At 47.4% G+C, this 13,635-nt stretch carries 17 protein-coding genes; 8 read left to right on the top strand and 9 right to left on the bottom strand.

Annotated elements, in window-relative coordinates:
* Positions 1 to 6: 6 nt before the first annotated feature.
* From B2M23_RS17620 to B2M23_RS17610, 3 genes are all read right to left on the bottom strand, one after another.
* Positions 7 to 891: an MBL fold metallo-hydrolase gene (locus B2M23_RS17620; protein ID WP_038351659.1), complete on the bottom strand. Its 885-nt coding sequence runs from the start codon at positions 889 to 891 to the stop codon at positions 7 to 9.
* 72 nt (positions 892 to 963) lie between these two features.
* Complete coding sequence (locus tag B2M23_RS17615; protein WP_146209112.1) at positions 964 to 1,641, bottom strand: NADase-type glycan-binding domain-containing protein; 678 nt, start codon at positions 1,639 to 1,641, stop codon at positions 964 to 966.
* A 100-nt stretch (positions 1,642 to 1,741) separates the two neighbouring features.
* The gene (locus tag B2M23_RS17610; protein WP_052237156.1) at positions 1,742 to 2,113 is read right to left on the bottom strand and encodes a metallopeptidase family protein; all 372 of its coding nucleotides are present in this window, start codon (positions 2,111 to 2,113) and stop codon (positions 1,742 to 1,744) included.
* A gap of 102 nt (positions 2,114 to 2,215) precedes the next feature.
* Between B2M23_RS17610 and B2M23_RS17605 the strand changes: the two genes are divergently transcribed.
* From B2M23_RS17605 to B2M23_RS17570, 8 genes are all read left to right on the top strand, one after another.
* Positions 2,216 to 2,701, top strand: coding sequence for a prolyl-tRNA synthetase associated domain-containing protein (locus B2M23_RS17605; RefSeq protein ID WP_038351661.1), 486 nt, complete (start codon positions 2,216 to 2,218; stop codon positions 2,699 to 2,701).
* Between the two features lie 18 nt (positions 2,702 to 2,719).
* Complete coding sequence (locus B2M23_RS17600; RefSeq protein WP_038351662.1) at positions 2,720 to 3,202, top strand: pyridoxamine 5'-phosphate oxidase family protein; 483 nt, start codon at positions 2,720 to 2,722, stop codon at positions 3,200 to 3,202.
* Positions 3,199 to 4,230 (top strand): threonine aldolase family protein, encoded by a 1,032-nt coding sequence (locus B2M23_RS17595; protein ID WP_038351663.1) that lies wholly within the window; start codon positions 3,199 to 3,201, stop codon positions 4,228 to 4,230. The genes B2M23_RS17600 and B2M23_RS17595 overlap by 4 nt, the downstream gene beginning before the upstream one ends.
* Positions 4,223 to 4,909: a hypothetical protein gene (locus B2M23_RS17590; protein WP_038351664.1), complete on the top strand. Its 687-nt coding sequence runs from the start codon at positions 4,223 to 4,225 to the stop codon at positions 4,907 to 4,909. Before B2M23_RS17595 ends, B2M23_RS17590 begins: the two co-directional genes overlap by 8 nt.
* Positions 4,910 to 5,001: 92 nt before the next feature.
* Positions 5,002 to 5,814 (top strand): MBL fold metallo-hydrolase, encoded by an 813-nt coding sequence (locus tag B2M23_RS17585; RefSeq protein ID WP_038351665.1) that lies wholly within the window; start codon positions 5,002 to 5,004, stop codon positions 5,812 to 5,814.
* A 4-nt stretch (positions 5,815 to 5,818) separates the two neighbouring features.
* A complete protein-coding gene (locus tag B2M23_RS17580; RefSeq protein WP_038351666.1) occupies positions 5,819 to 6,355 on the top strand; it encodes a DUF1648 domain-containing protein in 537 nt (178 codons plus the stop codon).
* A gap of 2 nt (positions 6,356 to 6,357) precedes the next feature.
* Positions 6,358 to 7,047: a YjjG family noncanonical pyrimidine nucleotidase gene (locus tag B2M23_RS17575; protein ID WP_038351667.1), complete on the top strand. Its 690-nt coding sequence runs from the start codon at positions 6,358 to 6,360 to the stop codon at positions 7,045 to 7,047.
* A gap of 98 nt (positions 7,048 to 7,145) precedes the next feature.
* A complete protein-coding gene (locus tag B2M23_RS17570; RefSeq protein WP_038351668.1) occupies positions 7,146 to 8,111 on the top strand; it encodes a helix-turn-helix transcriptional regulator in 966 nt (321 codons plus the stop codon).
* Positions 8,112 to 8,165: 54 nt separating this feature from the next.
* Here the strand turns inward: B2M23_RS17570 and B2M23_RS17565 are convergent, their stop codons facing one another.
* The 6 genes from B2M23_RS17565 to B2M23_RS17540 form a co-directional block, all read right to left on the bottom strand.
* Positions 8,166 to 8,807, bottom strand: a complete 642-nt coding sequence (locus tag B2M23_RS17565) for a hypothetical protein (protein WP_038351669.1) — start codon at positions 8,805 to 8,807, stop codon at positions 8,166 to 8,168.
* A gap of 130 nt (positions 8,808 to 8,937) precedes the next feature.
* Positions 8,938 to 9,759 carry a basic amino acid ABC transporter substrate-binding protein gene (locus B2M23_RS17560; protein ID WP_038351670.1) on the bottom strand — a complete coding sequence of 274 codons (822 nt, stop codon included), beginning with the start codon at positions 9,757 to 9,759 and terminating at the stop codon, positions 8,938 to 8,940.
* Positions 9,760 to 9,910: 151 nt separating this feature from the next.
* The gene (locus tag B2M23_RS17555) at positions 9,911 to 10,159 is read right to left on the bottom strand and encodes a TIGR03905 family TSCPD domain-containing protein (protein WP_038351671.1); all 249 of its coding nucleotides are present in this window, start codon (positions 10,157 to 10,159) and stop codon (positions 9,911 to 9,913) included.
* Between the two features lie 748 nt (positions 10,160 to 10,907).
* Positions 10,908 to 12,185: a sensor histidine kinase gene (locus B2M23_RS17550; protein WP_052237157.1), complete on the bottom strand. Its 1,278-nt coding sequence runs from the start codon at positions 12,183 to 12,185 to the stop codon at positions 10,908 to 10,910.
* Entirely contained in the window at positions 12,172 to 12,855 is a 684-nt protein-coding gene (locus B2M23_RS17545) for a response regulator transcription factor (RefSeq protein WP_038351672.1), read from the bottom strand. Before B2M23_RS17545 ends, B2M23_RS17550 begins: the two co-directional genes overlap by 14 nt.
* 24 nt (positions 12,856 to 12,879) lie before the next feature.
* Positions 12,880 to 13,635, bottom strand: coding sequence for an ABC transporter ATP-binding protein (locus tag B2M23_RS17540; protein WP_038351673.1), 756 nt, complete (start codon positions 13,633 to 13,635; stop codon positions 12,880 to 12,882).

Genomic DNA, 13,635 nt, shown 5'->3' with positions numbered 1-13,635 from the left:
GTCTGTTTATTGAGCCGTCCTTCTCCACAGCAATTGGTTGTTTTCAAAAAAAGCGCTAATCTCATTGGAGTCTCTCAACCATGAGAGATAAGAACGAACGGTACTGCCAATAAGAACATACTGTTCAAAATTCATCGTCAGGTTATAATCGGTAAACAGCTTTTGCAAAAGCGTTTCAAAGCATAAAGGCTCGACGCATCGCGCCGCAATATTTTCGGCAATTTCTTTCACCTTGTCGATATTGTACTGGGCCAGCGGCGCAATGTCCTCAGTGGCTTCTGCGTGGGCTGGCACAAAAATTCTGGCCTTTAGTTTTTTGACCTTCTCCAAGGTAGTAAGATAGGCGCCGACATCATAAATAAATCCGATTTGATATTTGTCCAGCGTTTCACGGCTGGAGAGACAGTCCGCCAGATAGACGACATTATCCGGCGTGCGGAAACCGACCATATCAAAAAAATGACCTGGCAGCGGAATGATTTCGAATTTATTGGGCAGTACCTCTTTGGTAAGATACTCCGAATTGCTTGCCTGTGCCATCAGAAATTTATGCCTCAAGTCTTTACATGGATACCCGCCGTACAAAAAAGAAGGTTCTAAAATGGGGTGTCGTGTAAAGTCACATTCAATTCCCGGCGCATAGATTTTACAGCCTGTCTGTCCCTGTAAATATTTATTGCCGCCTATATGGTCGGCGTTCGAATGCGTATTATAAATAGCGGTCAAATGCCATGCATTTGCTTCTAATATCTGGCGGACCTTGCGTCCGGCGTCTTTTTCGTTTCCACTGTCAATCAGACAGACTTCTGTGTCATTCAGCCTTACCAGCCCTATTTTTGCAGGACTTTGAATGTAATAACTGTTTTCTGAAACCTGAATTAATTCATACATGACAGGTAACCTCCTTTTATCCAGATAAGAAAGAGCATCAAGTTTAGTGAAGCTGTCGCGATTGTCATGTCATTAAAAGCCGAGGAGTGCGATTTCAGACAAGGCTGTATCATATTCGCCGTCCTCAGGACCCGAGTAGGTATCCTCAATGGTAAAGCCCAGGGTATCGCCGCCGTGGACGGTCACCACCTCGGGCAGTGCAAAGTACTGTGCGCCGCGGTCATTTTCCAGCTGGAGGGTACAGAGGGGCGAACCGTCATACAGGTGCACCTTCAAAAGGCGTACCCGCCCGTTTTCGGCAAAGGCTTTGTCATTTTTACAGTAGCCGTTTCGGATGAGAAAGCCCTTCATCTCCATGCTGTGGGCAGGTGTGATAAGAAGCCGCTCACCCACACCGGAGCCGGACGCGCCCTCTACCCAGGCGGTATCCAGGCTGTTATCCTTCAGATTTTCGGCGCCATAGGAAATCCCAGCCATGGGTGGCTTGGTCGAGGAAGCGCTGATCTGATAGTCCTGTGTTCTCGGGATGTTTTCTCCGCCTGAGGCAGCCCGCAGGATTCCATAATCCTCATACGCCTTGGCCGAGCCGGTGTCAATTTTCGAGGTGTCGGCAGTGGGTTCGGCTGTAGCGGCAGGTGCTGGCGTCTCCCCTTTCTCCTTTCCTTTGCCACCATCGGTGTAAATATTGACACAGCCTGAAAAACAAAGACAAGCTGCCAAAATGAGTGCTGTTGCTGTTAACCTTTTCACTTCGGATTCCTCACTTTCAAAAGATTTTCTTTTTTCATCATAGCACCTTTTCATAGACCTTGCAACTGAAAAATGAGCACGGCACACTTTTGCGCCGTGCTCATTTTTTCCGGTTTTCATAGTCCTCCATCTGCATGCGGTCCACAATTTCAAGATCACGCATGCCAGCCCTGGATTCCATGTGGTGCCGAAATTCGTGCCGGAGTGTTTTTTCCATCTGGTCTTTTAACGCCTCATCACTCAGATAGCCATACACCCGCTCAAAAGAGCCGTAGTAAATGACGATATAGCGCCCCATGACCTGGTCGCGATGATACTCCCCCATGATGTAGAGGTCGTCCCCTCTGGCTTTGGGGTGGCGTTTGGCTTCTGGAAGAAGCAAAATGCCGCCGTTCAGCTCTTCGTAAAAGGCTGGCGGCAACGTATTGGCAATGGTGTCCAGCGCTGCCTCAAACTGGTCAATATCCATCATTTTTACCCGACTCCTTTCGCTAATGCAATTTTGTATTCTTTACGGCGGTTCTTTAGTATGGTATAGTAAGAATATCATACCATGACATAAGGAGACCAGCAAATGAATTGTAAAGAAACCTTAAGCAGGCTGGATGCCCTGGGCATCATCTATGAAAAAATAGACCATCCCGCAGTTTATACCATCGAGGAGATGGATAATCTGGGGGTTACCTTTAAATGTAATGTGGTTAAAAACCTGTTCCTGCGTGACGCCAAGGGAAAGCGCCATTTTCTTGTGGTGCTCGACAAAGACAAAAAGGCTGATCTGGCAGGAATCCGCGAACAACTGGGCTGTTCAAAGCTTAGCTTTGCTTCGGAAGAGCGGCTGATGAAGCACCTTCAGCTGACCAAGGGCGCTGTCACCCCACTGGGCGTGTTCGGAAACCCTGAAGCCAATGTGGAGGTTCTTCTCGATAAGGATCTGGTGGGCTGCCCGAACCTTGGCGTGCATCCCTGTGACAATACGGCTACGGTTGTCCTCAGCTATGAGGATCTCGTTAAATGTATCGAAAGCAATGGCAACAGCATTGCATTGCTGAATCTGTAAAGGAAAGGTGAATACAAAATGCGTAAAGCAAACCGAGAGATTAAAGACGAACAGCTCATGCGCCAGACTCTTGAGACAGCGGATACCTGCCGTCTGGCATTGAATACTGGCAGTGCGCCCTATATCGTTCCGCTCAGTTATGGTTATACCCTGGAGGACAATCGCTTAATCCTCTATTTTCACTGCGCGGATGAGGGACGCAAGCTTGAGCTCATGACAGCTGATAACCGCGCCGGATTTGAACTGGACTGTGGACAAAAGCTGGTGACCGGGCCGAAAGCCTGCCATTATTCCACTCAGTTTATGAGTATTGTGGGATGGGGGCTTTTGGAAAGGCTGGCTGAGCCTGAGGCCAAAAAGGCTGCTCTCAGTCATTTGATGCGCCACTACAGCGGTCGAGACGACTGGGATTTTGATGAGAAGGTGCTGAACCACACCACCGTTTTAAAACTGACAGTCCATGAATTTACTGGCAAGGCCAACCGAAAGGAGCGCGTATGATTCTATTCAGCAGTGACTATTGTGAAGGAGGGCATCCGAGAATTATGGATGCCCTGGCCCGCACCAATTTTGAACAGACCGAGGGTTATGAGGAAGATCCCCATTGTGACAACGCGCGAGCCTTAATCAAAAGGGCGATCGGCTGTCCGGATTGCGATATTTATTTTTTATCTGGCGGTACCCAGACCAACATGACATTTATCGCCCACGCGTTAAAGCCGTGGCAGGCTGTGATTGCGGCTGAAACCGGCCATATCTGTACACATGAGACCGGCGCCATCGAGGCATCTGGCCATAAAATTATCGCTGTGCCATCAAAGGACGGAAAACTGACCCCGCAGCTCATCCAGGCCGCGGTAGATGCCCATACCGACCACCATATGGTTGCGCCTAAAATGGTCTATCTCTCGGATTCAACCGAGATCGGTACAATTTATACAAAGGCCGAATTATCGGCCATACGGCAGGCCTGCGACAGGAACAGCCTGTACCTTTATATGGACGGCGCTCGCCTTGCGTCTGCCCTCACTGCACCAGGCAATGATCTGGCGCTCACAGATTTCCCAAAGCTCTGCGACGCGTTTTATATCGGAGGCACAAAATGCGGGGCTCTGTTTGGCGAGGCGTTAGTGCTGGTTAACCCGGCATTGGCAGAGGACTTTAATTTTACTCTGAAGCAGCGCGGCGGCCTCTTTGCCAAGGGACGTATTCTCGGTATCCAGTTCGAGGAGCTTTTTAAAGATAATCTTTATCTGGAGCTTGGCGCTCACGCCAACGGGCTGGCAGCCCGGCTGAAGACTGCCTTTGAGGAAAAGGGCTTTTCCTTTCTGGTAGATTCTCCCAGCAACCAGATTTTCCCGATTCTTCCCAATGAGCTGATCGCTGAGCTGAGGCGAAAAACATCCTTCAGAGATCAGGAAACCATTGACGAGGGGCATACAGCCGTACGGTTTGTGACCTCCTGGGCCATGACCGACGACATGGTGGATTCGTTTATAAAGGATTTAGACAGGCTGTGCCATGAATAAACTAAATCGGACGTTCAGGGTATTTCTTTTGGTCACCGGGATTGCGGCGCTTGCGATCCGCCTTTCCACCCTGGTCGTTGACACTTCGCTGTCCATTGATTTTACAGAATTCCAGGCCTTTGCGCTTGTGAGTTTTGCCCTGTACGCAGCCTTTGCGGTTATCACCCTGATCCTGTCTTTTTTAGCGCTGAAAAAGACAAGCGGCTCAGCCGTTCCCGGACAGATTCTGTACATTGCCTGTCTGTTTGTGCTGCTGGCCGTTGTTTTAAACCTGCCAGCCTTTTTTAAAGCCGCCGCTTTAGATTTTTCGAGTGCCACACCAGCTTTTGTGGCGGTAAATTCGCCGTTTCTCTTTAATTATGGGAAAGGCTTTGGCAGTATTGCCATCGGTGAGTTCACCAATTATTTTCTGGGCCTTGCCGTTACAGTCAGTATGGTCATGGGGATTATTGCGCTGGTGCTGCTGGTGTATTCTGCCAGAGAAACACGCGGCTATGGCCGATCTGCTGCTTCCCGCAGCACATCGATGCCGGGCGCCCGTTCTCCCAGACAAACCAGAAGAGATGATTACCGCAGACCTCGTACAGCCGCCAGCCGCGTGAGTTCTGCGAAACAGGTGGATATCTTTGACAGCAGCAACGATTTTTTTTCGCGCCATACCGAGGATGACATCTTTTAACCTCATTTCCTGTATTTTAAGTTAAGGGCATTGCTAAGTCAATGCCTTTTCTTTATAATAAGATTAAATGAATCCTGAAAGGAGTCTTTTATATGAAATTGACTGTACTTGTTGATAATCATACCAGCATTGACCACTATTACCTGGGAGAGCCAGGCCTGTGCTACTATATTGAGGATGAGGACTCACGCTTTCTTCTGGATACAGGTTATTCAGATATTTACATCGAAAACGCCAGGCGTCTCGGTATTGATTTATCCGATATTGATACCATCGTCCTCTCCCACGGCCATAACGACCATACCGGAGGGCTTCCCGCCTATTTTGAACACTTTGACAACCCGGGGCTTAAAATCATCGCCCACCCAGAGGCCCTGTCTGAAAAACAGTTTGACGGCGAAAACATCGGGATGACCCTGTCGGAAATGACACTGCTTGAAAACAGCCAGCTGATTTTGACGAAGGCACCTTACAAGGTCAGCCCAAATTTTACTTTTTTAGGCGAAATTCCGCAGCTTACAGACTTTGAGCCGCGAAAGGCCATTGGGACGACCACGGCAGAAAACAGTGAAGGCGAATCCGATTTTCTGTTCGATGATTCCGCGTTGGTCTATACCACGCCTGAGGGGATATACATTGTGACGGGCTGCTCCCACTCCGGGATCTGTAATATTGTGGAGCACGCCAAAAGGGTTACAGGCGACAGCCGGGTGCTCGGTATCATCGGCGGCTTTCATTTATTTAAGCTGGGAGAACAGGTTGACCAGACGATCCAGTATTTTAAAGACAACCATATCAAAAGCCTGCTCCCCTGCCACTGCACCTCCTTCCGGGTGAGAGCGGCCATCCATCAGGAAGTTCCTCTTAAGCGGGAAGTTGGCGTCGGTCTGACGCTGGAGTGGTGAAGTTATGGACGATAAGGTTCGCTGGACTGCCAGCCAGAAAATTCTGCTGGCACTTACGCTGATCAGCTTTTTCGGTTTCATCATTTATCTGGTTCTGTGCTGGGACCAGATCCCGGAACGGCTGGTCTCAAAATTCAATGCCGGGGGCGAGGTGATCCGCTACAGCAAAAAAGCCTTTACGCTGGTTCCCATGATCATGATTGAGAGCATCCTGTTTGTGATCATCACCATTATCAGCTTTTTTCCGGCAGCGGTGACCAATATAAATGCCACAAAGCATATACAGGATGATCTGAACATTTATAATCAATCCGCCCTGGAGCATATACGCCTGCTGACACGCACCATTATCCTCATTTCGGATCTGCTTTTTGTCAATCTGTTTAACACGATCTTTCTGTCCATGATTTATTCGGACAGCGTTCTGGTACAGCACAGAGTGACACTCTATATTATCATTGGCTTTGCAGTTTTATTTGCCGGGGCGATCCTCTTTTATTATTTTCGTCTGCGGCAGATTATGAAAGGACATTCACGCTGAACATGAAAAAATACACGACGCTTCTCTTTGACGCTGACGGCACTCTGATGGATTTTAAAAAGACCGAGGCCCAGGCCCTGGACCAGACCTTCAGAAAATACGGCATTCACCCGACAAGGGAGATTCTGGATCTTTACGCAGACATTAACCACGGCCTCTGGAAGGATTTTGAGCACGGCCTGATCGACAAAGACACACTGGTCACCAGCCGTTTCCAGCTTTTGTTTCTGGAGCTTGGACTGGATATTGACGGAATGGCTTTTGAGGCGGATTATCAGCCAGCCCTGGGACGGGGCGCTTTTCTCATCGACGGCGCCTATGACCTCTGCAGGGCTTTAAAAAAGGATTTCAGGCTTTATATTGTCACCAACGGCGTCTCGAGCACCCAGTACAGCCGTCTTTCGGCTACAGGGCTTGACAGGCTCATGGCGGACATCTTTGTCTCTGAGGACGCTGGCGCTCAAAAACCCCAGAAGGACTTTTTCGACTATATCGCGGCCCGTATTCCAGACTATGATCCCGGCGAGGCGCTGGTGGTCGGTGACTCTTTAACATCTGACATCCAGGGCGGTATAAACGCCGGCATTGATACCTGCTGGTATAACCCTGACAGGGAGAAGAATCTTCTTGATATTCACGCTGATTATGAAATACACACCCTTGAGGAGCTTCCAGCGCTTCTAAAGCACTGAAAACCAGAGTCGGAAAATGACCGCAAGTAAAATCAAGCGGCGTACGTACAATTTCTTTATAATAGAGAAAGAGCGGATGAAACGAGGTGGACAGATACATGTATGAATGGCGAAAGCAGATTCAGACCATTGTTGATGAAATTGACAAATGCATTAAAAATTATAATGATGAAGCCCTGACACTGCGGTTTCTTTCCCAACATCTGGGCTATTCTGAGTTTTATACAACAAGGAAATTTAAAGAAATATCCGGTATGTCCTTTAGGGATTATCTGAGGCACAGAAAGCTGGCTTTTGCGCTTAAGGAGGTTCGGGACAGCGAAAAAAGCCTTTTGGATATTGCTTTCGATTATGGCTTTTCGTCCCATGAGGCTTTTACCAGGGCTTTTAAGAAAACCTATGGTGTAACGCCAAGCGAATACCGGAAAAATCCCAGGCCCGTCATTCTCCGTACAAAAATAAACCCCTTTGACCGCTACTTTTTAGGATTTGGAGAGATTGGCATGATAAAATCCACAGAAGATATTAAAATCTATTTTGTAACCATCCCCGCGCATAAATTTCTGCACATTAAAAACTATGAGAGCAACGGCTATTGGGATTTCTGGCAAAAACAAAGCCTCATTCCAGGACAGGACTGCGAAACAATCTGCGGTCTGCTCGACAGTATCAAGGGGAAGTTGGATGATGTCGGCGGGAGCGAGACCAACAGCGGCAGCGGCCAGATTATGGCGTACATCAATGACCCGGAAGGAAGACTCTGTGATTGGGGTTTTCCCCGCACGGAGTGCTATGGTGTACGGCTTCCTATTGACTATCAAGGCGAGGTTCCGCCGCAAATGCTCATGATGGATGTCCCTGAGGCCGAGTATCTTGTTTTTGAGCACGGCCCCTTTGACTATGAGCAGGAAAACCGTACGGTAGAGGAAAAGATTGAAAGGGCAATGGCAGAATTTGATTTTACGGATACCGGCTACCGCTTTGACACTTCTCCGGGCCGGATAATTTATTTATATTTTAATCCAGAACAATTTTGTAAGTATGTCCGGCCAGTGCGGCGATAAGCGGACAGGTATAAGAAAGCCGGTATCCCATAAACTTTGGGATACCGGCTTTTTTTAGTTCTGCTGATTTTTCAGGCTGTCCTTGATGGCGTTCAGGATATCTGCGCTCATGATGTTGCCAAAAACAGCGTTAACCGCGTTTGTATCAAGCTTTACGATCCATTTTCCGTTTTCCTTTACGACCGGGAGCTCAAGCTCAGTGGTATTGGTTTTTCCCTTTGCCTCCTTTACCAGGTTTAAAAAACGGTCTTCAGAGGGTTCTTCGCCAATCAGTTTATTGATGACCTGGGAGAGGTCACGGTTGGTAACCTGCACCTTAACAGTTGCTTCAACGCCGTTAGTCTGGCTGTCAAGAATCTTATAGGAAAAGTCTTCCGTCAGATTTGTGAGGAGCTCCTGGGATTCAGGGTCCTGCGCGTCGGTGAGCAGCTGATTGTCATTCGAAGTCAGGCCGCTCAGTGCGCCGAATTCGCTGCCAAGGCTTATCTTGACGTTTTCATTGAGGGTTTTTGCATCTTTGTCCTTAAGAGCGTCAAATACGATTTTTACCGTTCCCTCCGGGGTTGATGGGTCTGCTGTTACTTCCATACCGGCCGTATCGCCTGGCTGGGTCGTATTATTCTTTTTTACACAGGCTGTCAACGAGAAAACCATGAGTGCCGCAATGGCAAGGGTTAAAATTCTTTTTGCTTTCATATCATTTACTTCTCCTTATCATTTGCCTCTATTCTATCAGAATTTTCCTGAAAAAACTTATAATTTCAGATTTCTTCAGAATTCTTTAGAAATTAATCTGAAAAATAAAAAAGAGCCCGAAGGCCCTTTTTTAATAATCTTTCAATTCTGTATTGATGTTTTCTGTAATATCTTCACCGAACCATTTCTGAGACAGCTCAGCTAATTTACCGTTGTCTCTCAGTTTCTGAAGTGTTTCTTCGATTTTCTGAGCAAATTCGGTGTCGTTTTTACGCATGGTAATACCAATGGGCTCATTGGACAGCGTTTCAGAAGTAATGCTGTAAACATCTGGTTTTTTGCTGGTGTAGAACTGACCAACCGGTTTATCAGTTAAGATATAATCAATGGTCTTTCCTTCCAGCGCGGTGAAAGCATCCAGCATCGCGTCAAATTTGCTGAGGTTCATGTCAGTGCCGTTTTCAATCATTTTTTCAGCGGCATAGTCAGAGGTAGTTTCAATCTGAACACCTACTTTTTTCCCTTTCAAATCATCTGCGGTTTTTGCTGGTGTGCCATCATTTCTGGATACAATGACAATACCATTGGCAGTATAAGGTGAAGACATATTGAAAGTTTTCTGACGTTCTTCTGTGATACTGGTCCCTGCGATGATCATTTCATACTGGTTTGAGGTTAATCCATTGAAAATACCGTCAAATCCGGTATCGACCCATTCCGCTTTAACACCAAGTTCCTCTGCAATCGCATTTCCCATATCAATATCAAAACCAACCATTTCATTGTTTTCATCCCGGTATTCAAAGGGAACATAGGTTGCATTGGTACCGATTTTTAGTACACCGTCTGCCAGCGGATCTTCTGCTGTTTTACCGCCGCAGCCAGCCAGTGTCAGGGAAGCTACGAGCATCAGCGCAACAGAAACGCCGACTAGTTTTTTCTTCATTTTCATTTCTCTCCTCCTAATGATTTTAAACTCAAGTCTTATTATACAGCATTATGCATAATAATTCAAGCATTTAAGCAGATGGCGGATTCAAATGAATAAAAGTGCACTGATTATACGATTGTATACAATATTTTTACTTGCTTTTAACGGATGTTTATGCCTGCTCCAGCGCCTTTAGAGCCTCAGACAGCTGGTCCGGACAGGATGTGGTTTTATATCCGCAGGTGATACCGCTGAGTTTTGGAATGACATCCTCCACCCTCTGGCCTTCGACCAGAGCAGAGATGCCCTTGGCATTGCCATTACAGCCGCCCAGAAACTCAAGGTTCCTGATAATGCCGTCCTCCACATCAAAGCTGATGGAGCGGGAGCAAACGCCCTGTGTTGTATATTCGTATCGCATGATAATCTCCTTTGTATTTAAAAAATTCCAGAGATAACCTTACCATAAATTAATTTTTTTGACAAGCGCCTAAGTCCAAAAGAAAGCACAAAAAATAACTAGAACCGATCTGCTCTTTATGACTTCTGGCAAATCGGCTCTAGCGTTCAATCTCGGTTAGCATGTCTTTCGGACTCACTCCCTTCAATTGATTTTCAAATTTCAAAATCTTCTTCTGTTGTTAAGTAAACACCATCCCAACCTTATTCCCTATTCAATTGTAATCCTCTACTCGTATTTTTCAGTGCATCCTGTGTCTATCTTTTATTATTTATCTTTGCGAGACGCCTTACTCAACAACTTTCACATTTAAGACTCTATATGCTGTAAATGTAATACTCATTGTCCTTCAGATTTGTCTTCACACTCTTTAAGGTTACCTACTAAATTACTTTCGATTATCCGTTTCAATTCTTCACTCAACCGAAACATTAACGATAATTTGTGTTAAATAATTATGATCAAAATATATGATTAACGTGCCCTACTGTTTTATAATGAATTATTGTTTCCGAGTAAGTCACTGTTGCTCTTTATAGTTTAATCCTTGGTCGTTGGGACTTATTTACTTTTCAATGACCTTCCAAATCTGTCATTTTCAACTTCTGTTGATCTTGATCTTTGATTTATCTATATTATAATACGATTACATAGAAATGTAAAGGTTTTTCTTGTAACTAATTTGTAAAATTTAAGAAATGTTTAATTTCTACGAAATCTTGAGAACCAGTATAAAGGCCATGCCGTTTTCAAGAATCTCGGCTGACAGCTCGCCTTCCATCTGCCTGAGGTACAATCTGCTGATATAAAGACCCAGCCCGTTTCCACTCTGGCCCTTCGCATTGGCGCCTCTCCAGAAGCTGTTAAAAAGGCTGGCCATCTCGCTTTCATCTACAGGCCTTCCAGTGTTTTGGATACGGATAAGCTCATGCCCTTCTTCGAGTGCGCACCGGATTTGTATCGCGCCGCCGTCCCCGTATTTTACAGCGTTTTCCACAATGTTTCCGATCACCTCTGTCAGACGGTCGGGGTCTCCATGTACCAGCCGGTTCTCATCACAGCTCATCGTAAAAAGAATATGACGCTGCTCCAGCTGGGCGGTCAGGCTGTTCCTGATCTCTCGCATGAAATCAGCAATATAGAAATCCCGGTTATTGATCTGGACTTCGCTGATGGCTTCCGAGGAGCTTTTGATAATCTCATTGACCAATCCCTCGATCTGCACAGCCTTGTCCTCGATTAAGTGGGCGCACTCCTCCTGTTTTTCGGGTGTCTGGTATAAATGCGTGTAAAGGGCGCCTGCATAAAGGCGGATAGCGGCCAGTGGCGTCCGGATATTGTGAGACAGGGAGGCCACCAGGGTTTTACGGTCACGCTCAAGGCTCAGGCGCTTCTGCCTTTCATCGCTGAGAGCCTCACGCAGCATGTCTAGTCCCCAGATAAAACGGCCGAAATACCGGTTTTTTTCCTCTTTCAGTCCTTCACCCAGCTTTCCCTTTGCCAGCTCTTCAGGAAGCCTTGAAGCCCGGTTAAAGGGCTTTAGTATTTTCCGCTCCACATAGATAAGCATACCCACAGCGGCCAGCGTGATCAGTGCCACGGAGAGGGCGGCAGTCTTTACAAGGAGGTAAAGGCTGTCCTGTTCTGGCGTGTAGGCGAACCGGGCATAGCCGGATAAAGTGCCGCCGCGGTAAATGGGCATGACCTTGTAATCCTTAACCATGCCTGCACCGGAGAAAAATGCCGATATTTCCTGCGCATCAGCCACAGCTGGCAGCCAGTCATAGTTTTTTACCCGCTTCATCTGCGGGAGCAGCGCGCCGGCGCTGTCATCGTCCATGGAAAGAGCGTTTGTCAGACGGTTGATTTCTACAAGATATTCACGGCTGCTCTGCTCGAAATGAAGCTGTGTCTGTGAGATCAAAAATAAAACCGCGGCAATCCCGCCCAGAATCAGCGTGAGGATCAGAAGCCTATAGCGTCTCATAGCGGTAGCCTACCCCCCAGACTGTTTTGATACGCCTGGGCTTTTTGGGATCGGCCTCAATCTTTTCGCGGAGCTTGCCAATATGGACGGTTAAGGTGGAAGGCTCACTGAAGCAGTCCACGCCCCATACCATGTCAAAAAGCCAGTCCTTCTGCAGTGTTTTGCCGGCGTTTTCCAAAAGCAGTACCAGAAGCTCATATTCCTTAACCGTCAGACTGATGGGCGTTTCATTCAGACATACGGTGCGTGATGCGGTGTCAACCACCAGGTCTTTATCCCGCAAGAAAGGAGTTTCCGCCTGTTTCCCATAACTGCGGCGGAGCTGTGATTTTATTTTAGCCAGGAGCAGGCCGATGGAAAAGGGCTTGCCCATATAATCGTCTGCGCCCAGGTTAAGGCCTGTAATCTGGTCATCGTCACCGCTTCGGGCGCTGATAATGATCACTGGCAGGCTCTGGGTGCTCCGGATTTTCGTGCACACAGTAAAGCCGTCGATGTCTGGCAGCATAATGTCCAGCAGCACCAGTTTTACGGCTGTGTGCTCAAGAAAAGTTAAACCTTCCTCCCCGGTGGTGCACCACTGTACCAGATAGCCCTCTCTTTCCAAAAAGTCTTTTATCACAGCTCCCAGAGACCTGTCGTCTTCAATGAGCAGAATATCCCTTGCCATACGCCCTCCTTTGTTTTTCGTATTTTACCACCCCATGTCCATAAGCCACTGGTTCAGGCCGCGTTCCCTTTCTCTGGGATCGTTAGCTGTCTTTGCCGGATCGTATTCACCATTGATATTCCCATCTCTTATATAAAACACCCGGTCGGCCCGGGCAGCCACAGCTGGATCGTGGGTGACCACCATGAGGGCGGTTCCCTGGGCATTGACCTGATCCAGCACATTCATCACCTCCTGAGCGGCTCTTGAGTTCAGAGCCCCTGTGGGTTCATCGGCAAAGAGAATCTTTGGCCGGTTGATGAGCGCGCGGCAGATACAGGCCCGCTGAAGCTGGCCGCCTGAGGTTTCAGAAATATCATTATCGGCCAGCTCCATGATACCAAGCTGCTTCATAAGCGCGTCAGCATCGGTGTTTATCTCGGACCGGCTGCGCTTATTCGCCATATAGGCAGATAAGATGATATTATCATAAATAGAGAGATTTTTCAAAAGGTACATCTGCTGGAAGATAAACCCCATCTCTGTCAGTCTGAGAGAGGCCATGACCTCCTCCTTCATTTCGGACAGGCTTTTTCCGTCGAAAAATATTTCTCCGGCTGTGAGCCTGTCCATGCCGCTTACAGTGTAGAGCAGCGTGGATTTCCCGGATCCGGAAGGTCCCATCACCGCGGTATACTCTCCTTCCCCAATGCTCATGTTCACGTTGCGCAGCACATTGTTCTGCTGCTTATTGACAATATAAGTTTTACAGAGGTCCTTTACCTTAAGTAATGTTTTCAT

The sequence above is a fragment of the Eubacterium limosum genome (assembly GCF_000807675.2).
In the GTDB taxonomy this organism is placed as follows: domain Bacteria; phylum Bacillota; class Clostridia; order Eubacteriales; family Eubacteriaceae; genus Eubacterium; species Eubacterium limosum.
Note: the sequence above shows the minus strand (reverse complement) of the source record. Positions and strands in the feature narration are given on the sequence as shown.

Excerpts from the sequence above, each read along its gene's own strand:
- B2M23_RS17620 (WP_038351659.1), bottom strand. The coding sequence starts at position 891 with ATGTATGAATTAATTCAGGTTTCAGAAAACAGTTATTACATTCAAAGT.
- B2M23_RS17610 (WP_052237156.1), bottom strand. The coding sequence starts at position 2,113 with ATGATGGATATTGACCAGTTTGAGGCAGCGCTGGACACCATTGCCAAT.
- B2M23_RS17605 (WP_038351661.1), top strand. The coding sequence starts at position 2,216 with ATGAATTGTAAAGAAACCTTAAGCAGGCTGGATGCCCTGGGCATCATC.
- B2M23_RS17600 (WP_038351662.1), top strand. The coding sequence starts at position 2,720 with ATGCGTAAAGCAAACCGAGAGATTAAAGACGAACAGCTCATGCGCCAG.
- B2M23_RS17595 (WP_038351663.1), top strand. The coding sequence starts at position 3,199 with ATGATTCTATTCAGCAGTGACTATTGTGAAGGAGGGCATCCGAGAATT.
- B2M23_RS17590 (WP_038351664.1), top strand. The coding sequence starts at position 4,223 with ATGAATAAACTAAATCGGACGTTCAGGGTATTTCTTTTGGTCACCGGG.
- B2M23_RS17585 (WP_038351665.1), top strand. The coding sequence starts at position 5,002 with ATGAAATTGACTGTACTTGTTGATAATCATACCAGCATTGACCACTAT.
- B2M23_RS17580 (WP_038351666.1), top strand. The coding sequence starts at position 5,819 with ATGGACGATAAGGTTCGCTGGACTGCCAGCCAGAAAATTCTGCTGGCA.
- B2M23_RS17575 (WP_038351667.1), top strand. The coding sequence starts at position 6,358 with ATGAAAAAATACACGACGCTTCTCTTTGACGCTGACGGCACTCTGATG.
- B2M23_RS17570 (WP_038351668.1), top strand. The coding sequence starts at position 7,146 with ATGTATGAATGGCGAAAGCAGATTCAGACCATTGTTGATGAAATTGAC.
- B2M23_RS17565 (WP_038351669.1), bottom strand. The coding sequence starts at position 8,807 with ATGAAAGCAAAAAGAATTTTAACCCTTGCCATTGCGGCACTCATGGTT.
- B2M23_RS17560 (WP_038351670.1), bottom strand. The coding sequence starts at position 9,759 with ATGAAAATGAAGAAAAAACTAGTCGGCGTTTCTGTTGCGCTGATGCTC.
- B2M23_RS17555 (WP_038351671.1), bottom strand. The coding sequence starts at position 10,159 with ATGCGATACGAATATACAACACAGGGCGTTTGCTCCCGCTCCATCAGC.
- B2M23_RS17550 (WP_052237157.1), bottom strand. The coding sequence starts at position 12,185 with ATGAGACGCTATAGGCTTCTGATCCTCACGCTGATTCTGGGCGGGATT.
- B2M23_RS17545 (WP_038351672.1), bottom strand. The coding sequence starts at position 12,855 with ATGGCAAGGGATATTCTGCTCATTGAAGACGACAGGTCTCTGGGAGCT.
- B2M23_RS17540 (WP_038351673.1), bottom strand. The coding sequence starts at position 13,635 with ATGAAAACATTACTTAAGGTAAAGGACCTCTGTAAAACTTATATTGTC.